General features: G+C 56.7%; 21 protein-coding genes and 1 pseudogene. 10 read left to right on the top strand and 12 right to left on the bottom strand.

The window, feature by feature from the left end; genetic code table 11:
• The first annotated feature begins 71 nt into the window (after positions 1 to 71).
• The 4 genes from M2418_RS17455 (at position 72) to M2418_RS17440 (ending at position 4181) form a co-directional block, all read left to right on the top strand.
• Positions 72 to 1319 (top strand): sugar ABC transporter substrate-binding protein, encoded by a 1248-nt coding sequence (locus M2418_RS17455; protein WP_250983771.1) that lies wholly within the window; start codon positions 72 to 74, stop codon positions 1317 to 1319.
• Between the two features lie 139 nt (positions 1320 to 1458).
• Positions 1459 to 2313, top strand: coding sequence for a carbohydrate ABC transporter permease (locus tag M2418_RS17450; RefSeq protein WP_259148120.1), 855 nt, complete (start codon positions 1459 to 1461; stop codon positions 2311 to 2313).
• Positions 2310 to 3152: a carbohydrate ABC transporter permease gene (locus M2418_RS17445; protein WP_259148118.1), complete on the top strand. Its 843-nt coding sequence runs from the start codon at positions 2310 to 2312 to the stop codon at positions 3150 to 3152. Before M2418_RS17450 ends, M2418_RS17445 begins: the two co-directional genes overlap by 4 nt.
• Before the next feature lie 3 nt (positions 3153 to 3155).
• Positions 3156 to 4181, top strand: a complete 1026-nt coding sequence (locus M2418_RS17440) for an ABC transporter ATP-binding protein (protein WP_259148116.1) — start codon at positions 3156 to 3158, stop codon at positions 4179 to 4181.
• A 221-nt stretch (positions 4182 to 4402) separates the two neighbouring features.
• Here M2418_RS17440 and M2418_RS17435 read toward each other — a convergent pair whose 3' ends face one another.
• From M2418_RS17435 to M2418_RS17420, 4 genes are all read right to left on the bottom strand, one after another.
• Positions 4403 to 6667, bottom strand: a complete 2265-nt coding sequence (locus M2418_RS17435; RefSeq protein ID WP_259148114.1) for a TonB-dependent siderophore receptor — start codon at positions 6665 to 6667, stop codon at positions 4403 to 4405.
• A 60-nt stretch (positions 6668 to 6727) separates the two neighbouring features.
• Positions 6728 to 7015 carry a DUF2218 domain-containing protein gene (locus M2418_RS17430; RefSeq protein WP_250983766.1) on the bottom strand — a complete coding sequence of 96 codons (288 nt, stop codon included), beginning with the start codon at positions 7013 to 7015 and terminating at the stop codon, positions 6728 to 6730.
• 583 nt (positions 7016 to 7598) lie between these two features.
• On the bottom strand, positions 7599 to 8813 hold the full coding sequence (locus tag M2418_RS17425; protein WP_259148112.1) for an NADP-dependent isocitrate dehydrogenase: 1215 nt from the start codon (positions 8811 to 8813) through the stop codon (positions 7599 to 7601).
• Between the two features lie 52 nt (positions 8814 to 8865).
• A complete protein-coding gene (locus M2418_RS17420) occupies positions 8866 to 9540 on the bottom strand; it encodes a FadR/GntR family transcriptional regulator (protein WP_192489995.1) in 675 nt (224 codons plus the stop codon).
• A 250-nt stretch (positions 9541 to 9790) separates the two neighbouring features.
• Between M2418_RS17420 and M2418_RS17415 the strand changes: the two genes are divergently transcribed.
• The 5 genes from M2418_RS17415 to M2418_RS17395 are packed head-to-tail and all read left to right on the top strand — an operon-like array spanning position 9791 to position 13899.
• Positions 9791 to 10780, top strand: a complete 990-nt coding sequence (locus M2418_RS17415) for an ABC transporter substrate-binding protein (protein ID WP_250983764.1) — start codon at positions 9791 to 9793, stop codon at positions 10778 to 10780.
• Complete coding sequence (locus M2418_RS17410; protein ID WP_250983763.1) at positions 10780 to 11622, top strand: ABC transporter permease; 843 nt, start codon at positions 10780 to 10782, stop codon at positions 11620 to 11622. The genes M2418_RS17415 and M2418_RS17410 overlap by 1 nt, the downstream gene beginning before the upstream one ends.
• A gap of 1 nt (position 11623) precedes the next feature.
• The gene (locus M2418_RS17405; protein WP_246788056.1) at positions 11624 to 12430 is read left to right on the top strand and encodes an ABC transporter ATP-binding protein; all 807 of its coding nucleotides are present in this window, start codon (positions 11624 to 11626) and stop codon (positions 12428 to 12430) included.
• A gap of 6 nt (positions 12431 to 12436) precedes the next feature.
• The gene (locus tag M2418_RS17400; RefSeq protein WP_250983762.1) at positions 12437 to 13189 is read left to right on the top strand and encodes an ABC transporter permease; all 753 of its coding nucleotides are present in this window, start codon (positions 12437 to 12439) and stop codon (positions 13187 to 13189) included.
• Positions 13189 to 13899, top strand: a complete 711-nt coding sequence (locus tag M2418_RS17395; RefSeq protein ID WP_259148110.1) for a fumarylacetoacetate hydrolase family protein — start codon at positions 13189 to 13191, stop codon at positions 13897 to 13899. Before M2418_RS17400 ends, M2418_RS17395 begins: the two co-directional genes overlap by 1 nt.
• A gap of 93 nt (positions 13900 to 13992) precedes the next feature.
• Here M2418_RS17395 and M2418_RS17390 read toward each other — a convergent pair.
• From M2418_RS17390 to M2418_RS17355, 8 genes and pseudogenes are all read right to left on the bottom strand, one after another.
• Positions 13993 to 14249: pseudogene (locus M2418_RS17390) on the bottom strand (LOG family protein).
• A 281-nt stretch (positions 14250 to 14530) separates the two neighbouring features.
• On the bottom strand, positions 14531 to 15481 hold the full coding sequence (locus tag M2418_RS17385) for an acetamidase/formamidase family protein (protein WP_259148108.1): 951 nt from the start codon (positions 15479 to 15481) through the stop codon (positions 14531 to 14533).
• A gap of 3 nt (positions 15482 to 15484) precedes the next feature.
• Complete coding sequence (locus M2418_RS17380) at positions 15485 to 15898, bottom strand: DUF3830 family protein (RefSeq protein WP_250983760.1); 414 nt, start codon at positions 15896 to 15898, stop codon at positions 15485 to 15487.
• 67 nt (positions 15899 to 15965) lie between these two features.
• Positions 15966 to 16742, bottom strand: coding sequence for an ABC transporter permease (locus M2418_RS17375; RefSeq protein WP_259148107.1), 777 nt, complete (start codon positions 16740 to 16742; stop codon positions 15966 to 15968).
• Positions 16739 to 17578 carry an ABC transporter ATP-binding protein gene (locus tag M2418_RS17370; RefSeq protein WP_259148106.1) on the bottom strand — a complete coding sequence of 280 codons (840 nt, stop codon included), beginning with the start codon at positions 17576 to 17578 and terminating at the stop codon, positions 16739 to 16741. The genes M2418_RS17375 and M2418_RS17370 overlap by 4 nt, the downstream gene beginning before the upstream one ends.
• Complete coding sequence (gene allB / locus M2418_RS17365; protein ID WP_259148105.1) at positions 17575 to 19029, bottom strand: allantoinase AllB; 1455 nt, start codon at positions 19027 to 19029, stop codon at positions 17575 to 17577. Before allB ends, M2418_RS17370 begins: the two co-directional genes overlap by 4 nt.
• 15 nt (positions 19030 to 19044) lie before the next feature.
• Positions 19045 to 19836, bottom strand: coding sequence for an SDR family NAD(P)-dependent oxidoreductase (locus M2418_RS17360; protein WP_259148103.1), 792 nt, complete (start codon positions 19834 to 19836; stop codon positions 19045 to 19047).
• A 56-nt stretch (positions 19837 to 19892) separates the two neighbouring features.
• On the bottom strand, positions 19893 to 20942 hold the full coding sequence (locus M2418_RS17355) for an ABC transporter substrate-binding protein (RefSeq protein ID WP_250983756.1): 1050 nt from the start codon (positions 20940 to 20942) through the stop codon (positions 19893 to 19895).
• Between the two features lie 153 nt (positions 20943 to 21095).
• Here M2418_RS17355 and M2418_RS17350 point away from each other — a divergent pair, with 153 nt between their 5' ends.
• Positions 21096 to 21989 carry a LysR family transcriptional regulator gene (locus tag M2418_RS17350; protein WP_250983755.1) on the top strand — a complete coding sequence of 298 codons (894 nt, stop codon included), beginning with the start codon at positions 21096 to 21098 and terminating at the stop codon, positions 21987 to 21989.
• The last annotated feature ends 2 nt before the right edge of the window (positions 21990 to 21991 follow it).

The raw sequence follows: 21991 nt of genomic DNA, 5'->3' as shown, positions 1-21991 counted from the left end.
GGAGTTACAGCGAATGCCATAGGCATCGCTGGAGGAGTACTGTTTACGAAGCGACCAAACGGGAGGAAGCCATGAGGACCGCACTAGCAGGTATAGCAGCATCCGCTTTAGCACTATTGATGTCGACATCTGCCGCGCTCGCTGTGGATCTCCGCATGACGGTGTGGACCGGTAGCGAAGCCCATCTGAAGATGCTGAATGCCATCGCAGAGAGTTTCAAAGCCAAGAATCCGGACGTAAACGTCAAATTCGAGACAGTTCCGGTCAACGATTATACCCAAAAACTGACCTTCCAAGTGGCCGGCGGAAATCCGCCCGATGTCGCCTGGATGATGGAAGATGCGGCTCCCGCTTTTGAGAATGCCAAGCTTCTCATGGATCTCGGGCCAACACTGAAGGCTACGGAGGGCTATGATTTCGCGGACTTTTCTCAGCCGGCCATGGGCCTGTGGCAGCAGGGTGAAACGGTTTACGGGATACCATTTTCCACCTCGCCATTCCTGATTTACTACAACAAGGACATGTTCGACAAAGCAGGCCTTGAGGATCCGCAACAGCTAGCGGCCAAGGGCGAGTGGAACATGGACAAGTTCCAAGAGGTCTCCAAGAAGCTGGTAGAAGCCAACCCCGGCAAATGGGGTTTCGAGTTCAAGGACGGTGAAGGTTATGCCTCGCGCATGACGCATGCTTTCCTGCCTCCCATCCGCGCCTATGGCGGTGATATCTGGTCGAACAAGCAATGCGGTTTTGACAAGCCTGAAGCCGTGAAGGCGATCAAGCAACTGCATGACATGGTGTTCAAGGACAAGTCGATCGTGCCGCCTGGCACTCAGGGCGACTATTTCTCGGGAAATTCAGCGATGACCGTGAACCAGATTTCGCGCGCATCGAAAATGCCGGAGGCGGGTTTCAAGTGGGGTATCGCACCCTTGCCGACGGGTCCGGGAGGGGAATCTCCGGTCATCGGCCAAGCTGCGCTCGTCGTTTTTGCCAAGGGCAAGAACACCAAGGTTGCTGCGGAGTTTGTGGCGCACATGACCAGTAAGGAAAATGTCGCCACCATGGCGCAATTCTTCCCGCCTGCCCGTAAGAGCGTTCTGCAAGCACCAGCTTTCATCAACGGCAACAAGCTGATTTCGCCGGAGATGATGAAGAATGTCGCGGCGGCGATTGAAAAGGGCCGTGTCGTTCCCGGGCATGAGAAGGCGCCACAAATCCTTGCCGCAATGATGCCTCGTGTCGACGCTCTCTGGAAGACCGATGCGAATGTCGATGCCGCCATCAAGGACATCTGCGCGGCAATTACACCACAACTCTGATGACGCCTCTTCGTCACCCGACCTTGTGCCAACATGAACGCAGTCAAATTCTCGGCGCAAGGCGGAGGATGACGATGGAGTGCTTGGATCCGTGAGAGTAAACAACCAAAAGCCCTGGCTGAGTTTGAAGGCGAGAGAAATGATGGAGGCGTGGCTGTTCGTCAGCCCCACCTTCATCGGCTTCCTCATCTTTTTTCTCGGGCCGCTCTGCGCCATCCTGTATTATTCGACAACGGAATGGAACCTGCTGACGCAGGAGGCAACCTTTATCGGCCTGGCCAACTTCGAGAATGCGCTGCTCGAAAATCCGGATTTCTGGCTCGTGGTGCGCAACTCGGTTATTTTTGCAATCGGGCTCGTGCCGCTCAATATGGCGCTGGCTCTCATGCTGGCGCTCGCCCTTTCACGGCCTTTCTTCGGCGTTGTGTTCTTCCGCACGGTGTTCTTCGCTCCGGTTATCACCTCGGCGATCGCCTGGGCGATAGTCTGGAAGTTCCTGTTGCAGGGAGAGGGCGGCTTTATCAATCAGGTGCTGGCGATTGTCGGCATCAGTGGACCGAACTGGTTGCGTGAGCCGAACTGGGCGATGGCCGCTGTCATCGTGACGCGGGTCATCAAGATGGTGGGACTGAACATGATCCTCTACATCGCCGCCCTGCAGTCCATCCCGCGGGATTACGAGGAGGCGGCTCGCCTTGAAGGGGCCTCGCGTCGGCAGATTTTCAAAATGATTACTTGGCCGCTGCTTGCGCCGACGACGCTCGTCATCATGGTCATCACCACGATCGGTTCGTTCAAGGTATTCGATCACATATACCAGATGACTGGAGGCGGGCCTGAAAACGGCACGCTGGTGTTGGCCTTCTACATTTACCAGCAGGGCTTCAAGTTCTTCAATATCGGGTACGCATCTGCACTGGCGATGATCATGTTCGTCATCGTAATGGCCCTGACACTGGTCCAGGTCATGCTGAGACGGAAGGGCATGCAATGACGCAGCGTCAGATCCAGATTCTTTATCGCACCTGCTGGACGATTGCGCTTTTGATCGTCGCCATACCCTTCGTCTTTCCGTTTATCTGGATGGTATCTGCGGGCTTTAAAAGCGTGACCGAAATCTTCGGCACGCCGACGCTCATTCCGCGTGTCTGGCGTTGGCAGAACTTTGTCGAGGTCTTCACCTACCAGCCATTTGCCCGACAGTATTTCAATTCGATATACATCGCGGTCGTTGTGACCGTGCTGACGCTGATAATCGCTTCGCTGGCCGGATATGCGCTGGCGCGGATGCGATTTGCAGGAGCGGGGCTGCTGATGGTCTTCCTGATTTCGGCGCTGATGGTGCCGGAGGAAGTCACGATCATTCCCAACTTCTTTCTCATGCGCGGGATGGGCATGGTGGATAGCCACTGGCCTCTCATCCTTTTGCCGACCTTTGGTCCGCAAGGCGTGATGGCGACGTTCCTGATGCGCCAATATTTTCTGGCGCTGCCAAAGGAGCTGGAAGATGCGGGCAAGATGGATGGGCTTTCACGCCTTGGGGTCTGGTGGAAGATCGCGATACCGATGTCACGCCCGGCACTGGCAGCGGTTGCGATAATCACTTTTCTTCATTCGTGGAACCTGTTCCTCGAACCGCTGATCTTTGTCAGTTCGCTCGAAATGTTCACGCTTCCGCTCGCACTTTCCAACTTCAACGACAGCTACGGACTTCCATTATGGAACCTGCAGCTTGCCGCAACCAGCCTTGCCGTGGTGCCGATCCTGATCGTCTATCTGATCGCCCAGCGGCAGATCATTGAAAGTTTCGCGCTTTCCGGCGTCAAAGGGTAAGATATGACCAGTGTTACGCTAACGGACATTAAAAAAAGCTTCGGGGCGGTGGACGTCATCCGCGGTGTCGATCTGGAGATTGAGAACGGCGAGTTCGTCGTTTTCGTAGGCCCCTCCGGATGCGGAAAATCCACACTGCTCCGGCTCATCTCAGGGCTGGAGTATATCACTGGCGGCGAGTTATCGATCGGCGGGCGCGTGGTGAACGAGGTGCAGGCATCGCAACGTGGCGTGGCGATGGTGTTCCAGTCCTATGCACTCTATCCGCATCTGACGGTTCGCGACAATATGGCTTTCGGGCTGAAGGTGCGGAAGGTACCGACTGCGGAGCGCGACCGGCGCGTTGGCGAAGCGGCGGCAACGCTTAAGCTGGAGGCTTTGCTGGATCGCTACCCGCGCGAACTTTCCGGTGGCCAACGTCAGCGCGTAGCCATTGGTAGGGCCATCGTCGGCAATCCCGACGTATTCCTGTTTGACGAACCCCTGTCCAACCTTGATGCAGAACTGCGAGTGCACATGCGATCGGAGATCGCCGCGCTACATAAGCGTCTGGCCACCACGATGATCTACGTGACCCACGATCAGATCGAGGCCATGACGTTGGCCGATAAGATCGTCGTTCTGCGCGACGGGCGGATAGAGCAAGTGGGTTCACCAAGGGAACTCTATGAACGGCCGGCCAATATTTTCGTGGCCCAATTTATAGGAAGCCCGAAAATGAACGTGATACCGGCAGGTGAGGCAAGTGCATTGCTGAGCGGACAGCATCCTGCCTCCACCAAATCTCTAGGCGTACGACCCGAACATTTCATCATTTCCGCCCCAGGAGAGGGCGTTATGCGTGGGATTGTCAATCTCTGTGAGTATACGGGCGCAATATCTCTGCTGCACATCGCGTTGCCCAGCGGACAGATTTGCCTTGTCACCCACGACAGGCCGGAAATGCCCTCTGTGGGAAGCGAGGTCGGATTAACCGCCGATCCGTCAAAACTCCATTATTTCGACAGTCACGGAGTTTTATTACTCTAGTGTCGTAAAAACCCGCTTATCACCCGCTCCAGATCATGAGCTGTTCGGAATATCGATAAGCGAGTTTGCAGAAAGCATGTCTCAAAATCGCACGACTACCGCGCCGTCACAGTCTGCCACGTTCGCAATAGTCTTTCTGTGCGATAGAGAGCCGCGGGTCATAATCGCGCGTGATTTGAGAATGTGGTGGATCGCTTCTGGCTCGCTGTGAATGTTCCTTTTTAGAAATCGAACGATGCCGAAAGTGTAAAGGTACGAGATGCGCCAGCTGCGAGGAAGCTGCGAGCCGACGACGCCCAATAGTTCTCATCAAAAACGTTTTCGACATTGGCGCGGATTTCGATAGGCTTTCCGTTTTCGCGCTCGAATTTGTACCGTGCACCAAGGTCGACGCGTGTCCAGTCGTCGACCTTCAGGGTATTCGCCGCGTTGAAGTAAGTGCTGCCGCTGTGAACGACACGACCGGTGGCTGTTAGGCTTTCAATCCATGGCAAATCATATTCGCCATAGAGGCTGATCGAAGTCTTGGGGATGCCGGGAGCCACGTTGCCATCATTTCCTCCGCCATTGGTGCGGCTTAGCTCTGCATCAAGAAATGTGATCCCGCCAAGCAGTCGCAGGCCGTCGATTGGCTCTCCGTAAGCCGTAAGTTCTACGCCACTATTGGTCTGGAGACCATTGAGACCATAGGTGTTCCCGACCACATAAGCGCTAGGCTGCTTTATCTCGAAAAGCGCTGCCGTAAGCATGAGCGAACCGGTGTCATATTTCACCCCAACTTCTTTTTGTCGATTGACCGTAGGAGGAAGTACTTCGCCTGGGTTACTTAATGTTGGCGTCAAAGGAGCGATTGCGCCTTCCGTCAACGCCTCCACGTAATTTGCGTAGATGGATAGGTCTTCGGTCAACTTAAAGCTGGCTGCAACCGCTGGACTAAACCGTGACTCATCATAAAAGTAATTCTGTACTCCGAGAGGTCCACGATCTGGGCGCACATTGAAGCTTTTTTGGCGGACACTTTGAAAGCGCCCTCCCAAAGTCAGTTCAAGTCTGTCGTCTAGGACGGAAAGCGTATCAGAGAATGCAAAGCTGGTAGACAACAGTTCTGAAAACGGGTTCAAGTTACCAGAACGGGGCAAGCCCGACGTATTCACCAAGCTACCTGAGATATAAACGGGATCGTAAATATTGGATACGTAGCTTGGGAAGCCCAAAGCAGATGGGTTGAGGTAACCGCGATTATTTTCCGTATAGGCTAGTTGGGCGGATATGTTCAGTTGGTGGTTTATCTCACCCGTTTCGAATTCTGAACGAATCCCTGTTTCGCCGGAATAGCTGATAATTTCTTGCGGATTGTATCCGAAATCGATCCGGGCATCACCGCTGTTGTTTAGAATTGTATAGGACGATGTCAAAAAGTCCTCACGGTAACGATACGCGCCTGCTGCGGCATAGATCGTCGTGCTGTCCAGGATATCGTACTCAATGCGGCCCGTAGCCATATTGTATGAGCTATCAAGATATTCAAACGGATTGCCCGTATTCACCTGGCCATTTGGAGCTCGCGGTATCTGCGTCACCAAAGATACAGGTCGTGTATCTACCGTGTTAAACAGTGATGTTGGCGAATCTAGCTTTTGTGTCGAGTGGCTCAAATCTAACGAAGCACAAAAATCATCACCACGATAGTCGATGCCGAGCGTTGCCACGCCAACTTTGGTATCATTGTGATCAAGAGCGGTTTCACCGCCCTTGATTGAGCCATTGGCGCGAACGCCCCATTCATTTGCTGGGCCAAACCGACGGCTAACGTCGGCGTGCGTCCAGAATTGTGAATCGCTGCGATAACCAGTCGTCAGACGGGTTAATGGTTCATCTGCTGCACGCTTTGGGATGAGATTGATCGTTCCGCCGACGCGACCCAGCCCGCCGTTCGCGAAATTGCTCGGTCCTTTCAAAACTTGAACCTGCTCAATGCCTTCAAGGAAATGACGACGCGGGTTGGCTATATACGGAAGTCCATCGTAAAGAATATCGAGGTTAACCACCGAAAAGCCGCGGATGAAGAACGAATCGCGCTCGCTGTTTGCAGGCGCATCCGCGCGCACGGACGGGTCGTTGAGTGTAATATCAGCCACAGTTCGCGCCTGCTGATCACGGATGAGCTTAGCTGTGTAGGCCGTGATACTGAAGGGCGTGTCTTTAACAGGACGGTCTCCGAGGGAGCCAAGTCGTGCTCCTGTCGAAAGCTGTCCACCACTGAACGATGCAGGAGGCAGTCCGATGGTGCTTGTCTTCGGTTTGTTTTCGTTTTGAGATTGGATCAAGATGGGGGCAAGTACTGTTGCGGAGGTGCCTGGACCGCGTTCAGCGCGATTTGCTTCTTGGCCTTGCGCTAAAACTGGCGTCAGCGCGAGCAGCGAAACGCTGGCAAGTATCGCGCAGCCGTAACTCCGCAGGCAGAACTGGTGTGTTCCCTTCGACATGTACCCCATCCCCATTTCAATAGAATTCTGTTTGATGATTAGAACGTGTTGCAGGCAGCGTCAGGTTTGCGGCTGCCAATCGAACTCAAGCGTCTCCCGGAAGGCAAAGCGCTCGATATGCGTTTGAACGACATCCTGTAAAACTGGAAGGTCTTCGCTCTTATGTGCAGTGATTTCGATGTGAAGGCTTCTATCGTCCGCCCTCAGCCGGGCATCTCCTAGCGGCAAAGCAATCTTTGCCGAAACGGGCGTGAACTCCGTTTCAAATTTATGTGCCCAGTGCTTGGAAAGTTGCTGTAGATAGCGACTTCCATACTCCGTCGAAATGATCGCCTGCCTGCTGGACATGAATACCTCGGATCGTATCACTTGAGTGCGTTTTGTCCGCGTCTTCTAGAAAAAACTTGGAACGTAAAGACGCAATCTCAAAGATGATAATTTGAGTCAAGTCTTGATAACGATTTAAAGTAGAATATCCTTGGAAATATCGAAGTGAATTAGTCGATTTCGAGTGTTAGTTGCATTTAATAGCTTTTTAGAATTCACGATTGCGAATCTTGAGTTCTCTTAGGATACGTGGAATGAGCGATAGAGAATGTTCGCCATTGTTTTCAATGCCTTGTTGTGAACCGTAATGCGCGGTTGCCATTTCTGTGTATGCTGCGATCCAAGCTATGGCTATGGCGCATGTTCTTTCATTGCTTGCCAAGCATGTTCTGCAATCGCCGAACGGTGAGGAAACGGGTTGCTGCGCTGCCATTTGGACAAACATCAGGATGCGTTTCTCGTATCCATTTCCAATCAGCAGATTGTCGCTAGTACCATCCCTGATTGTTTCCTGCAGCCTTGAGTCAAGACCAGCCCCAGATTGACAAGCCAGATGTTGCCGCGGAGCGGGCAGGGCGACACCGCCGCGTCGCCCTCGGCTCAGTTAAGCCCGCATGGCCTCCTGCAGGTGTTCGTCGATCTTGTCGAGGAAGGCCGTGGTGGAGAGCCATGGCTGGTCCGGGCCTATCAGCAGCGCAAGATCCTTGGTCATGAAGCCGGCTTCGACAGTTTCCACACACACTTGCTCAAGCGTGTGGGCGAACTTTGCCAGTTCCGTATTGTTGTCCAGCTTGGCGCGATGGGCGAGTCCTCGCGTCCACGCGAAGACCGAAGCGATCGAATTGGTAGAGGTTTCCTCACCCTTCTGATGCTGCCGATAATGGCGGGTCACAGTGCCATGGGCAGCTTCCGCCTCGACAGTCTTGCCATCTGGCGTCAATAGAACGGAGGTCATGAGGCCGAGCGAGCCGAAGCCCTGTGCAACGATGTCCGACTGCACGTCGCCATCATAATTCTTGCAGGCCCAGACGTAGCCGCCGGACCACTTGAGCGCCGAAGCGACCATATCGTCGATCAGGCGATGTTCGTACCAAATGCCCGCTTCCTTGAAGCTGGCGGCAAACTCCTCGTCGAACACGGTCTGGAAGATATCCTTGAAGCGACCGTCATAGATTTTGAGAATGGTATTTTTCGTTGAAAGGTAGACAGGCACCTTGCGCTGCAGGCCGTAATTCAACGAAGCGCGGGCGAATTCGGTGATGGACTCGTCGAGATTGTACATGCCAAGTGCCACCCCGGCGGAGGGAGCATCGAACACGTCACGCTCAATCACAGTGCCGTCGTCGCCGACGAACTTCATCGTCAGCTTTCCCTTGCCGGGAAATTTGAAATCGGTTGCACGATACTGATCTCCGAAGGCGTGGCGGCCAACGATGATCGGCTGGGTCCAGCCGGGCACAAGGCGTGGCACGTTTTTGCAGATGATCGGTTCGCGGAAGATCACACCGCCCAGGATGTTGCGGATTGTGCCGTTCGGGCTCTTCCACATCTGCTTCAGGCCGAACTCAGCGACACGCCCCTCGTCAGCGGTGATGGTCGCGCATTTGACGCCGACGCCGTGCTTGCGGATCGCATGTGCCGCATCGATCGTCACCTGGTCATTGGTCGCATCACGGTTCTCGATGCTCAGGTCGTAATATTCGAGATCCACGTCGAGATAGGGGTGGATGAGCTTGTCCTTGATGAACTGCCAGATGATGCGTGTCATCTCATCGCCGTCGAGTTCGACGACGGGGTTTGCAACCTTGATCTTTGCCATTCTGTTCTCCCATGAGACGACGTTGCGCCGCCCCTCCTCAAAGATTTTCGTGTCAGCGCATGTCGCGCATATGGCTTTCCACGCTGCGCAAGTGCTTGCGCATCGCATCCGCAGCCCCGGCGCCGTCGCGATTGGCAATGGCCTCCACGATGCGTTCATGTTCCTCGAATGAATGGTGATTGACCGGAGGGCGCACCGGCGTGTCACGCAACCGTCCCCAGGTGACGGCGCGGCGTACCGCATTCAGCGTGTCGAGCAGCCCAAGAAGGAGTGAGTTCTGCGAAGACTCGCCAATCAGACGATGGAGTCGGTTGTCCCACTGCTCATAGAGCCGCCAGGTCGGCGCCTGCTGCGCCTTGATCATGCAGTTGCGCAGCTCTGCAATCTGGCTCGGTGTGGCATTGAGCGCGGCACAACGGGCGACCTCGGGCTCGAATGCGATGCGGGCTCCCATGACTTCGAGCGGATTGGTCCGATGCACCATGGCGTTGATATCGGCCACCGTATCGATCGGCCGTTCGCCTGTAAAAGTGCCCTTGCCGACATGTCGCCAGACCACCCCTTCCGCCTGCAGGGTTGCCAGCGCTTTGCGCAGCGCACCGCGCCCGATTTCCAGCGCTTCTGCCAGCTCCCGCTCTGGCGGAAGGCGTCCGCCATCCTGCAATTCCGCGGTTGTAAGGAAGTCCCTGAGGCGCGTGAGAACTGCCCCATCCGAAAAGTCTGTCATGCTCAATTTCCGAACCAATTTTCGATTGGTTTGCTTATATCCGGCATATTGGTGCATGTCAACGCGCATGCATGTTAACAAAATACGATAAATTTAAAGCCATAAATAACAGATATTTACCGCAGTAAAGGCTTGTTTTCCGACCCTTCCTATCGCGCCGCAACATGTTTCAATGGTTGACACAATTTATAATTAATGAAGAATTGGTTTCAGATTGGGTTGAGAAAAACACAATTTGGGAGGAATGAGCATGAACACTTATCTCAGACGATTGAGGGCATCGGCCGTGGCCGCAGCCTTCTGCCTTTCAGCAGCAATACCGGGCTTGGCGCTTGCCGAGCCAATGCGCATCGCGTTCGGCGATATCGCAACCGTAGAATCCGTCCATCTACTCGCGGCACTCGAACGCGCCAAGGAGCAGGGCGTCGATGTGCAGGTCACCTTCCTGAAGAGCGAGGATATTGCGGCACAGGCGGTGGTGAGCGGTCAGGCCGACATTGGCATCGGCGGCCCTTACTCCCTTCTCCAGAAGGTGAAGGCGCCGATCCGCATTTTTATGCAGCTTTCCAAGCTCCAGTTCTATCCGGTGGTTAACACCGAGTTCTACAAGGAATGGAAGGATCTTGATGGCCAGGAAATCGCGGTTCACTCCCGCGGTTCAGGTACCGAGGCGATCATGCGCCTTATGGCCGACAAGAACGGCATCAAGTATTCCAACATTTCCTACGTTCCGGGCGCGGAAGTGCGCACCGGCGCCCTGCTTCAGGGCAATGTAAAGGCGACGATCGTCGATTCCTCCGGCAAGCGCGTGCTGGAGAAGGAAGCGCCAGGGAAATTCGGCTTCCTGCCGCTTGGCGAAGTCAGCGCGACCGACGAGGCGCTGTTTGCCAACACTGACTATCTCTCGAAAAACCAGAAGGATGTCGCAATCCTCGTTGAGAGCATTCTGACCACTTGGCGGGAGGTCGCTGCGGATCCTAAGGCGGCCGTTGCGCTACGTGAAAAATACAAGCTTCTTCCCGATGCGACGCCAGACATGTTAGCCGACATTGAGCCTTACTTTAGCGAGGCGGCATCTACCCTTCCGCTCAATGGTGGCGGCGAGGACGCAGCCCGCGACGACTTCGACTTTTACACGGTCTCCGGCGCGCTCGAAGGCAAGTCGGCCGACCTCAAGGTCGAAGACTTCTGGGACCTCACCGCGCTCAATGCAGCACTTGCCAAAGTCGGAACGAAGTGATGCACATGACCACTTCACCCCATAGGGCGAGTGCGACGGGGGGAGCCGCCACCGGCTCCCCCCGGTTCGCCGAAACGATCGCCGAATTCGCCAGACGCCGTAAATCCTTCTGGGTGGTGGCTTCTCTTGCAACTCTTTTCACGATCTGGGAAATCGCGGGAGGCGTCCCGATCAGCTTCGCCTTCCCCACCTTCTTCGACACGCTTTTTGCGCTGTTCGAGATGGCCTACGACGGTACCTTGTTGCGAGCCTATCTCATCACGTTCCAGCCGCTGTTGATCGGCGTTGCCGTCTCAGCCGTGCTTGGCATAGGGCTTGGCATCATCATGGGCCTATCGGACAAGGCGGAATGGCTTCTGGCCCCTGTCTTCATTGTGCTCCAGGCCGCACCAATGGCTGCATTGGTTCCGTTGGTCACCTTTATCTACGGCATTGGTCTGCTCGCCAAGACGCTCGCCGTCATTATGCTGGCCCTGCCGGTCATCGTGCTCAATTCCTACAAGGCCGTTCGTCACGTCAATCCGTCGCTGGTCGACATGTGTCGATCGTTTCAGGGCAATCGCCTCCAGCAGATCTTCAAGATCATCATACCCGACGCTACGCCGGTCCTGTTCGCGGGCTTACGCCTTGGCATAGCCGCGGGCTTCATCGGTGTCATGCTCGCCGAACTGCTGATCACCCCGACCGGTATCGGCGACCTCATCACCTATCATCGCTCGATCGCCAACTACGCCCACATGTACGCGGCCGTCGCATCCATCATTGCCGTTTCGACGCTGACACTCGCTGCCTTGCAATATGTCGAGGTCAATTTCCTGCGTCCCGAAAAGAGGAGAAAATAAGATGGCTCTTTCCATGACGGCCCGCACCATCGATCCGTCGCGCTCGACCATGTCCGACGCCATTGTCGAGGTCCGCGACATCTGCAAACGCTATGGTGACATCGAGGCACTCAGAAACATCAACCTTCAGTTCGAGCGCGGCAAGCTCACCACACTGCTCGGTCCCTCTGGTTGCGGCAAGACCACGCTCCTGAAAATCATCGCGGGCCTTGTGCCTTCAACCTCAGGGGAGATACGGGTCAACGGTAAGGTCGTCACAGGCCCCGGCCCGGAACGTGCCTTCGTGTTCCAGGACTTTGCCCTCATGCCTTGGGCCACCGTGTTGCGAAACGTTGCGTTTGGCCTTGAGCTCAAAGGCGTTCCACAGGCTGAACGCAACCGCGTTGCCAAGCACTATATCAGCGAGGTGGGCCTGACAGGCTTCGAGGAAAAGTATCCGCACGAACTCTCGGGCGGCATGCGCCAACGCGTCGGCATCGCCCGCGCCTTCTCCGTCAATGCGGATGTCCTGTTGCTTGACGAACCCTTCTCAGCCGTCGACGAACAGAACCGTCGAAAGTTCCAGGAAGACCTGCTGCAACTGGTCGAGAAGGAGCGCAAGACTTTTCTCTTTGTCACGCACTCGATCGAAGAGGCCGTCTACGTCTCCGATCGCATCGTTCTGCTTTCGCCGCGCCCTGGTCGCGTCTCCCAGATCATCGAACCCAACATCGATCGCTCCGCTGCACCCGATGTCATCCGCCGCGACAAGGGCTATCTCGATGTGGTCGAAGAGATCTGGCAGGGCCTCAGGCAGTATGCGGAGTAACCGGCCATGAAACTTTTCGGCATCAAAATCCCCATGATGATATCGCTTATCTTCTGGGCGCTGATTTGGGAAATCGTCGGTCGGATGGATGTGATCTTCCTGATCCCGCCGATGAGCTCGATCATCTCGGCCGGCTTTGAGCTGGTCGCGACGAACTCGTGGCAGAACGCATCACTGGTGACGATCCGGTCCTTCGTGTTGGGTATGGCCCTGGCCACCGGCATCGGCGTGCCGCTCGGCATTGCCATGGGCCGTTTCAAGGTCGTTGACAACATTTTCGGCCTTTGGGTCAACATGTTTGTCAGCGCGCCTCTTTCGGCTCTGGTTCCGGTTCTCATGATCCTGTTCGGGCTTGGCGAAACCACGGTGTTCGTCACGGTGTTCCTCTTCGCAGTCTGGATCATCGTGCTTGATGCACGGGCCGGCGTGATGCAGGTTCCGCCGTCGCTCATCGAGATGGGGCGTTGCTACGGCGCATCCCGGCTCACCATCTTCACCAAGATCATCCTCTTCTCAGCCCTTCCGGAAATCCTGGCAGGCATCCGCATCGGTCTCATCCGTGGCGTGAAGGGCGTGGTCATTGGCCAGATCCTGGTATCCATCATCGGATACGGCGAACTCTTCGAGCTCTACTCCCGCAGCTTCGACATGGAGCGCTTCTGGGCTCTGACTATCATCCTCTTCGCGGTGGCAATGCTGCTGTCCGCGGCCGTGGAACTCTTCGAAAAACGCATCGAATATTACGCAGGAGCACGATAATGAACGACATGACCTCAACCAACCCCGCCTACGTCATCAATCCGGCCGCTATTCCGACCCTTCCGGTCTCCGGCAGCCAGGCACTCTTCCCGGTGCACCGCATCTACTGCGTCGGCCGCAACTTCGCCGACCACGCGATCGAGATGGGCCACGATCCAAACAAGGAGCCGCCGTTTTTCTTCCAGAAGAACCCGGACACCTTGGTTCTGTCGGGTACGGATTTCCCTTACCCGGCGCAGAGCAAGGACGTGCATCACGAAGTAGAGCTTGTCGTGGCGCTGAAGAGTGGCGGCAAAGATATCCCGCTTGATAAGGCACTGGACTGCGTCTACGGCTATGCCGTCGGCCTCGACATGACCCGCCGTGATCTGCAGAACGAAGCAAAGAAGCTCGGTCGCCCCTGGGAAACCGGCAAAGCCTTCGAGGCTTCCGCTCCCTGCGGCCCGCTGCATCCCGTGTCCAAGGTGGGACATCCCTCCGCCGGCGCGATCTGGATCAAGGTCAATGGCGAAGTGCGCCAGACGGGCGACCTCAACCAGATGATCTGGAAGGTTCCGGAAATGATTTCCTATCTCTCAGGCCTATTCACGCTGCAACCAGGCGATCTGATCTTCGCGGGCACTCCTGCCGGCGTCGGCGCGATCGTCAAGGGCGATGTCATGGTTGCCCATGTGGACGGCGTCGATGAACTGACCTTTAAGGTTGGCTAATCGCTATGAGCGGCGCGTCACCCGTGCCGCTCATTTTTCTGCCTTTCGACGTCGTGGTCGGCATCACGTCCACTTAGGGACGTCGACGCGTTGTTATGCGTGTAATTTGCCGATCAATACCTCCGCATACGCATCGACAAAAGCCGTATGCTGGTGCGCAGGTGGCAGAAATTTCTCAGCGACCATATGATCGATGAGGCCGAGAAAAGCATGGAAGAAGCCGCGCGTGTTGAGTAGGCAGACAGGCTTGTCGATTTCGGAGAGCCGATTCATCGTCCAGACCTTCATGATTCTTCAAGCGTGCCGATAGCATTCGGGAGTGCGATGAACGCATCTGCCAAGTCTGCCATGCGCTGCTTGCGCTACAGTCGGGTCTGGGCGACCTCATAAAAGTCAGGCCCTCATGAGACTGTCCTTCCTCATGTAGGCACGCTGCGATGACACCGGCACCTCACCGTCGACACCTAACGCAGCGTCCGCGACAATGCCCATTAGCACTTTCGTCGTGCCACCTTAGATCAGCTTGGATACCGGCCTTACCCAGCGCCATTGGCGACGTCTTCCGAACCGCTAAATTGGAACAGCAGAAAACGGTGATCGATTTTTATCTCACGGTGGGTCATGGCATTCTTTATTCAGGCCTGGCAGGTGGGAAGACGGATTTGGGGATCATCACATGAGCCCCCGTTGTAACGTTGACGAGTTGGGTGATCCGCACGTCGGCGGCGACGCTGCAGAGCGTGTAGGCATTTGCCGCAGTCATGCCCGTTTGATTGCAGATGAGAGAAATGGCGCTGCGCAAGGCTTCACGAACGGCGAGGTCGAGGTTCTCGCCAAAGCCCATAGCAATCATATGGGTTAGTGTCTCGGCGTAAGGTAGCGGCATCTGTCCAGCTTTGATAACCGTAAAACGGAAACATCCGGTCAATGCAGTTTCAACGGCGGTAAGGCAGACCTCGCCGTCGCCCTGCGCTGCGTGTCCATCTCCAATAGACACAAGCGCCCCTTCAACGGACACCGGCAAATAGAGTGTGGAGCCAGCGGTCAGTTCCTTGTTGTCTAGATTGCCACCGAAATATCCTGGCGCAACCGATGAACGACGACCATCTTCGGCATTGGGAGCCGTCGCCATAACCCCGAAGAATGGCCGTGCTGTTAGTGCACCACCCCAGGGAGTTGCGATGGCTCCTGTTTCCAGATCGATCCCGAAATGCACCGTGTGCGGCTCTCCGAATTCTTCATGCAGCATACCCTTGCCGGGACGAATGATGTTGTAGCCCCAGTTGTCGCGTAATCTGACGTCAAGAATGTCGATCCTGAGCGTATCCCCAGGCATTGCCCCTTTGATTTTGATTGGCCCGGTCAAAATATGAGGGCCAAGCTCCGGCGATAGTGCCCGTTGGATGGATTTGAGTTCCGGACGCACGCAGTATCCGGCGACAGGAGTTTCTTCCGCCGAGCCACTGACGGAATGGACTGTGACGATATCACCATCAGCAATCTCCAGCGCCGGTGGCAGGGTCGCGTCGAGATAACCCCAATGGACCGTATCGATGCTCGGAAGAAGCTCGTGCTCGGTCATGGGTCAAGCCAGCTCGAAACGGATGGGCTGTGCGCCCTCCCATAATGTCTTCTTTCCGAGTGCGGGCAAATTCTCCAATCCCGAGGTTAGCGTGATGAAATGGTTTCCGGCAAGCTGCCCCATTTTGGAGGAGAAGTCGACGCCGCCATAGGCGAGCAGGATTTCGGTTTCACTGATGCCACCCGGATAGAGGATGATGTGACCTGGAGCCGGGTGGCTGGTGTGGTTCTCGTAGCCGACGCCGAAGTCTTCGTCGCCCAGCGGCACCCACACTCCTTCGCCACTCCAGCGGACATGGACGATTTGGCTTTCATAAGGAAGGCGTTTGAGGAAAGCTGCCGAGGTTTTTGGCGCACTTCCGGTTTCGAGGCGGGCGTCGAAGGTAAACGGGCCTGCCGTGATTTTGAGCTTAGTCATGGGATTGTCCCTCTGAGGTTCGGCTCCGTCGTGGTAGAGGAGGCGAGGATGCGGTTGTTTGGAAAGATCAGCCGTTGGCGGCGAAGTTATCGTTGCGCACTGCCCAACCAGTGACCCGTGCCTCTATGGCCGAGAAGATGATGTAGAGGGCGACGCCGAGAGCCGCGAGAATGAACAGCCCGGCGAACACCAGAGGCACGTCGAAGCTGGAGCTGGCGATCATCATCAGGTTGCCGATGCCGCGATTGGAGGCGACGGTTTCGGCGATGACCGTTCCGACGAATGCGAGCGTGGCGGCAACTTTCAGCGAAGCGAAGAAGTAGGGCATGGTCCGAGGCAACCCGATATTCCAGAGGATTTCGAGTTTCGTCGCCTTCAATGTCCGCATCACGTCCTGCAACTCGGGTTCCGTCGAGGCAAGGCCGGTCGCCACATTGACGACGATCGGGAAAATGCACATCACCATCGCCGTCAGGATCGCCGGAACCGTTCCCGCTCCAAACCAGAGCACTAGGATCGGCACGATCGCAACCTTCGGGATCGAGGAAAAGCCGACCAACATTGGATAAGCGACGTCATAGGCAAGCTTTGACGATCCAATGAGCATGCCGAGTAGCACACCAATAATGATGCCGAGACCGAGGCCGACCAGCGTCGTGTAAATAGTCTGAAACGCATGCGGCCAGATCGACGGGAACTGGCTTACCAAGGTGTAGATGGCCTGTGTCGGGCGGGGCAGGACCATTTCCGAGATCCCGAAGGCGAGGCAGATGACTTCCCAGGCGATGAAAAAGCCGAATATGCAGCAGGCGGAAAGAAGGCGACGTCTGGTATCCGGCTTCATGACTGATGCTCCTTGACGGCCCGTGCCGCGACGATGCGCTCGCGAAGCCTTTGCGTGAGGGAAACGAATTCGGGTTCGAAGGAAACATCGATGGTTCGCGGCCGGGCGAAAGGCACGGTGCTGTCTTCGATGATTCGACCCGGGCGCGCCTGCATGACGCAGATGCGGGATGCGAGGTAGGCGGCCTCCTTGAGATCATGGGTGACGAGCAGCACCGTCGGTTTTTTGTCGATCCAGAGGTTCTGCATGATCTCCCAGAGCTCCTCGCGGGTGAACTGATCGAGTGCGCCGAAAGGCTCGTCGAGCAGGAGCAGGGTGGGATCGTGGATCAGCGCCCGGCAGAGTGAAGCGCGCTGTTGCATGCCGCCCGAAAGCTGCCAGGGAAATTTGTCTCCGAAGCCAGTCAGGCCCACCTGCTTCAGGAGCGCCTCGGCACGATCCCGATATTCACCGCTCTGCTTCTTCGAATAGGTTTGTTTAAACGGAGAGACGATCTTTAGCGGCATCATTACGTTGTCGCGGATGTTGAGCCAGGGCAACAGTGTCGGGTTCTGGAAGGCCATGCCGATCCGAACGTTATTCGCACCGATTTCACGGCCGGCAACGAAGATGTGTCCCTGGGATGGCGAGAGCGTTCCCGCCACCAGCTTGAGGATCGTCGACTTGCCGCAGCCAGAGGGACCGACGAGAGCGACGAATTCGCCATTCTCGATCCTAAGCGACGTTTCCGCCAGTGCTACGGTCTTGTTCTTCTCGCCACCGAAGGTGACGTTCACCCTTTCCAGATCGATAATAGCATTACGGACTGCGATTTCGGTAGCGAGAGCTGATGTCATGCCGCAGCACTCCCCTTGTTCGTTGCTGTTTGAGACGTGACGGCTGCCATCGTCTGATCTGCGTGGCGGACGTCTGGCGTCGGCATCGCCTGAATGTCGTGGACCGAGCGCCCCCAGCCTCGTGCGTCTTCCTGAAGCTTGCGGTTCTTCATGGCGAAGCGGCCGCGGACGATCGTATGGATCGGAAGAGCGGTTGTCTCCATGCCGTGCCAGGGAGAAATCTTGGCGGTGGACTGGATCAGGTTGTCATCGACTGTCCAGGTGCGGTTGGTGTCGACGATAGCGATATCGGCGTCGGAGCCGACCATCAGCGCGCCCTTTTTCGGGAAGAGACCCCAGCACTTGGCCGGGTTTTCCGCGCTCCAGCGAACGTAATCCGAGATGCTTGCGTTGCGGCGCGCGACTTCCGTCAGCATCAGCGGCATTTGGGTTTCTACGCCCGGGAAGCCGCAATCAACTGTCCAGATGTCTTCACGTGTCTTTTCCTCGATGGAATGCGGGGCATGGTCGGTGGCAATCATGTCGATCGTGCCGTCCACTAGCGCCTGCCAGATCGGGTCCTGGTTTTCCGCTTCTCGGACTGGCGGATTGACGCGGATCACGCCGCGCTTTTCCTCATAGTCGTCGGCTGAGAGGACCAGATATTGCGGGCAGGTCTCGCCGGTGATGTCAACGCCGCGTGCCTTGGCTTCTGCGAGAGGCCGTAATTCGGCCGCAGAGGAGATGTGAAGGATGTGGATGCGGGCACCCGTCCATTCGGCGAGGATCGCAGCGCGGGCCACGGCCTCGGTGGCGACCACGGCCGGACGTGCGGCAAGATGCGCAAGCGCATCGGTGCGCCCCATCTGGCGAAGGCGTGCCTCGCGACGCTCCATGATCGAGTTCGTCTCGGCATGAAGCGAGATGCGCTTACCCGTAGGAGCGACGATCTCGAACAGTTCCAGCATTGCACCAGTGCTTGGCGACGGGATGCGGCCGAAGGTGTTGCCCATGTAGCATTTGAACCCGATGACGCCGCCATCGACCAGATCATGGATGTGCGGCAGGCTGTCTTCGCCGAGCACGGCGTAGAGGCCGTAGTCAACATGTGCCTTCGCGCTGGCGATTGCATGCTTTTCCTTAAGTGATTTCGCGTCGGAGATCGCTGGCAGGGTGTTCGGCATGTCGAAAACCGTGGTGACGCCGCCGAATGCCGCGGCCGCCGTGCCACTGGCGAAGTCTTCCTTCTGGGCATAGCCCGGATCGCGAAAATGAACATGGACGTCGATTGCACCGGGAAGAATGTGGAGGCCGGTTGCGTCGAGCGTTTCCTTCGCGGCAGGCATGGCACACTGCTCGCCGATGGCGAGGATTGTGCCGTCCTTGATGGCGATACTAGCCTTGTATTCGGTGTCCGGCGAAACGATGGTGCCGCCGTGGATGACGAGGTCTGCGGTGGTATCTGCGGTCATGACTTAGAACCTTCCTTAAAGTGCTGCCCAGCCGCCGTCGACCGGGATATCCGCGCCGGTGATCTGGCGCGATACGTCGCTGGCAAAGAACAGGCAGGCATTGGCGACATCTTCGTCGACGGTAATGCGCCTCAGCGCGTAATCCTCGGCGTGACGGATCGCGGCTTCCTCTTCGGTGATGCCGAGCTTCTGCGCCATGGTCTTGCAGACCTTGTCACGGAAGCGGGGCCCATCGACCATGCCGGGTGCGACGTTGTTGACGTTAATGTTGTGCTGGCCGACCTCAAGTGCGAAGCTTTTGGTGATGCCGCGCAGACCCCACTTGGATGCCGAGTAGGCCAAGCGACCGGAGCGTCCCCTCATGCCGAAGGTGCCGCCCACATTGACAACCTTGCCATAGCGGTTCTCAATCATCGACGGCAGGACCGCGCGGATCGTATGGAAGCAGCCGTTCATGTTAAGCGTGACGATCTCGTCGAATTCTTCCGGCGTGGTTTCGACTCCGGTCTTGCCCATAGGACCGGAGCCGCCTGCGACATTGACCAGAACGTCGATGCGGCCGAAAGCCTCGACAGTTTTCTCAGCCGCCACATCGCATTGGCCCGCATCGGTGAGATCGCAGCCGATAACGATGACGGAGCAACCCTTGGAACGGGCGTCTTTAGCCACAGGTTCGATCGCTGCCGTGTCGCGACCGACAAGTGCGAGCTTAGAGCCCTCCCGGGCAAAGGCCAGCGTGATTGCCGCGCCCATGCCCTTGGCGGGGCCGGTGATAAAGACGACCTTATCCTTCAGCATCAAGTCCATGATGTTGCTCCGTTCGTTGTGTATGGAGAAAGGGGGACGGCGCACTGCGCCGTCGGTTACTTGACCGAGGTCAGAAGCTCGCTCTTGGCAGGCAGGAAGCTACGGTCGAAGACCTCGCCGACCGTCGGGCTGCGCGGCAGGCTATTGGCGTCTACAAGGATGTCGATCGACTTCGCCAGACGTGCTTCGTCGATATCACCGAGGCCGACGGTCGCAAGTTCCGGATGCGCCATCTCATCGGCCAGGGTCGCATCAAAGCGTTCGCGTTCTACGTCGGACTTGATCAGCGGCTCGCGGGCCTTCACAGAGGCGATGGCAGCCTCGGGATCTTTGATCGCGTCCTTGATGCTCTTGTTCAGCGCGCGCAGGAAACCCTTGATGGCATCGGGGTGATCCTTCATGAAGGTCTTCGAGACAATGATGGCGTTTGAGTAGAGGTCCATGCCGTAGTCGCCGTAGTTTATGAAGCGGATATCCTTGTCCGGATTGACGCCGATCAGCTTGGCGCTGAAGCGGATGGTGTTGACGTATCCGAAGACGCCGTCGACCTGGCCTTTCATCAGCATCTGCTCGCGCAGGTTCGGCTGCATGTTGGTGATCTCGACCGTGGAGCAATCCGTCTTGGTGATCGAGCAGAGAGCCGGGAATAGCTTCAGCGCGCCGTCGTTGGCGGCTCCGCCTAACGTGTGCCCCGCGAAGTCAGCAGGCGTCTTGATCGGGCTGTCGGCCTTGACGGCAACGGTAAAGGGCGGCTGATTATACATCATGAAGACGCCAACCGGGGCATCTTCCGGCTTCTTTGCCGCAAACTCGATTAGCGCGTTGATGTCGCCGAAGCCCATGTCGTAAGCACCATTGGCGACCAACGGGACCGCGGCACCCGAGCCATTACCTTGGTCCATCGTGACGTTCAGGCCTTCTTCCTTGAAGTAGCCCTTGTCCTCTGCCAGAAACAGCAAGCCCTGCGGTCCCTGATATTTCCAGTTCAGGACCAGCTTGATGTTGGTTTCCGCATGCGCGACCGCGGAAGCGCCAACCGTAGCAAGCGCCGTCATCGCAGCGAGTGCTACCATGCGGGCGTGTGTCTTCATCTGATGGTGAGCCATTCTCTGTTCCCTTGATCTGGTGGTTGGGGGCCGCCTTGTCCGGCTGCTCTTTCGTCTGTGTTGCAATGCAGAAGTGCCACTATTCAGTGAACACATCTACCGCTATTATCGTGCATCAGCGGTGACAAAAAGGCCTCACTGAGGAGGAACGCCATGCGACATCTCAAGCTTTTAGAGCAAGTCTCGGAAATCGCCCGTGCCGGTTCGATCCGTCAGGCGGCGGAAAAGATGAACATCACGGCATCAGCGATGAACAGGAAAATCCAGGACCTCGAGCTTGAGATCGGAACGCCGATTTTCGAACGTCGAGCGCGTGGCGTGAGGCTGACGGCCGCCGGAGAGATGTTTGTCCGCTATGCACGTAGCCAGATCGCCGATGCGGAACGCCTGAGCTCCCAGGTCGAAGACTTGCGAGGACTGCGCCGTGGTCCCGTGAAAATCGCCTGCAGTCAGGCACTTGCGCTCGACTTCCTGCCCTCCCAGATCGGCGAGTTCAGAAAGGCCAATCCGCGCCTCGTGTTCAACATCAAGGTCATGGATCACAATGCCGCGATCAATGCTCTGATCGACTACGACGTCGATCTCGCGATCGTCTACCGCGCAGCCATGCGCCCCGCAGTTCGAATTCTGGCCTCGGTTCCGCAAAGACTCGTCGCGATCATGCGCGATGACCATCCGTTGGCTAGCAAAGAGATTTTGCGCCTCTCCGACTGCGTCGGGCATCCGTTGGCACTGCCGGACCAAAGTCTTGGCGGACGCCAGGTTCTTGATGAAGTTATTGCAAGGCGCGACTTTCGGTTCGACGTCATGGCCGAATCTAATTCCTTTGAGATGCTCCGCGGCCTTGTGCTGCGCGGCAACATGATCTCCTTCCAGATTGACGTTGGCGCGCCGCGCGAAGAGTTCGGCATGGGTGTGGTTGGTCGGCCAATCGATGAACGCGATATCCCGCGATCCGACCTCGTGATGTGCCAGTTGCGCGGACGCATCCTGCCACTTGCCGCGGCAAGTTTTGCTGAGCGCATCGTGAAAGCGACAGCCAAGTAGAA

The organism is Rhizobium sp. BIGb0125 (assembly GCF_024810055.1).
GTDB lineage: Bacteria > Pseudomonadota > Alphaproteobacteria > Rhizobiales > Rhizobiaceae > Agrobacterium.
Note: the sequence above shows the minus strand (reverse complement) of the source record. Positions and strands in the feature narration are given on the sequence as shown.

Excerpts from the sequence above, each read along its gene's own strand:
- M2418_RS17360 (WP_259148103.1), bottom strand. The coding sequence starts at position 19,836 with ATGGACTTGATGCTGAAGGATAAGGTCGTCTTTATCACCGGCCCCGCC.
- M2418_RS17455 (WP_250983771.1), top strand. The coding sequence starts at position 72 with ATGAGGACCGCACTAGCAGGTATAGCAGCATCCGCTTTAGCACTATTG.
- M2418_RS17440 (WP_259148116.1), top strand. The coding sequence starts at position 3,156 with ATGACCAGTGTTACGCTAACGGACATTAAAAAAAGCTTCGGGGCGGTG.
- M2418_RS17385 (WP_259148108.1), bottom strand. The coding sequence starts at position 15,481 with ATGACCGAGCACGAGCTTCTTCCGAGCATCGATACGGTCCATTGGGGT.
- M2418_RS17370 (WP_259148106.1), bottom strand. The coding sequence starts at position 17,578 with ATGACATCAGCTCTCGCTACCGAAATCGCAGTCCGTAATGCTATTATC.
- M2418_RS17430 (WP_250983766.1), bottom strand. The coding sequence starts at position 7,015 with ATGTCCAGCAGGCAGGCGATCATTTCGACGGAGTATGGAAGTCGCTAT.
- M2418_RS17395 (WP_259148110.1), top strand. The coding sequence starts at position 13,189 with ATGAACGACATGACCTCAACCAACCCCGCCTACGTCATCAATCCGGCC.
- M2418_RS17435 (WP_259148114.1), bottom strand. The coding sequence starts at position 6,667 with ATGTCGAAGGGAACACACCAGTTCTGCCTGCGGAGTTACGGCTGCGCG.
- M2418_RS17355 (WP_250983756.1), bottom strand. The coding sequence starts at position 20,942 with ATGGCTCACCATCAGATGAAGACACACGCCCGCATGGTAGCACTCGCT.
- M2418_RS17420 (WP_192489995.1), bottom strand. The coding sequence starts at position 9,540 with ATGACAGACTTTTCGGATGGGGCAGTTCTCACGCGCCTCAGGGACTTC.
- M2418_RS17375 (WP_259148107.1), bottom strand. The coding sequence starts at position 16,742 with ATGAAGCCGGATACCAGACGTCGCCTTCTTTCCGCCTGCTGCATATTC.
- M2418_RS17405 (WP_246788056.1), top strand. The coding sequence starts at position 11,624 with ATGGCTCTTTCCATGACGGCCCGCACCATCGATCCGTCGCGCTCGACC.
- M2418_RS17450 (WP_259148120.1), top strand. The coding sequence starts at position 1,459 with ATGATGGAGGCGTGGCTGTTCGTCAGCCCCACCTTCATCGGCTTCCTC.
- M2418_RS17415 (WP_250983764.1), top strand. The coding sequence starts at position 9,791 with ATGAACACTTATCTCAGACGATTGAGGGCATCGGCCGTGGCCGCAGCC.
- allB (WP_259148105.1), bottom strand. The coding sequence starts at position 19,029 with ATGACCGCAGATACCACCGCAGACCTCGTCATCCACGGCGGCACCATC.
- M2418_RS17445 (WP_259148118.1), top strand. The coding sequence starts at position 2,310 with ATGACGCAGCGTCAGATCCAGATTCTTTATCGCACCTGCTGGACGATT.
- M2418_RS17380 (WP_250983760.1), bottom strand. The coding sequence starts at position 15,898 with ATGACTAAGCTCAAAATCACGGCAGGCCCGTTTACCTTCGACGCCCGC.
- M2418_RS17350 (WP_250983755.1), top strand. The coding sequence starts at position 21,096 with ATGCGACATCTCAAGCTTTTAGAGCAAGTCTCGGAAATCGCCCGTGCC.
- M2418_RS17410 (WP_250983763.1), top strand. The coding sequence starts at position 10,780 with ATGCACATGACCACTTCACCCCATAGGGCGAGTGCGACGGGGGGAGCC.
- M2418_RS17400 (WP_250983762.1), top strand. The coding sequence starts at position 12,437 with ATGAAACTTTTCGGCATCAAAATCCCCATGATGATATCGCTTATCTTC.
- M2418_RS17425 (WP_259148112.1), bottom strand. The coding sequence starts at position 8,813 with ATGGCAAAGATCAAGGTTGCAAACCCCGTCGTCGAACTCGACGGCGAT.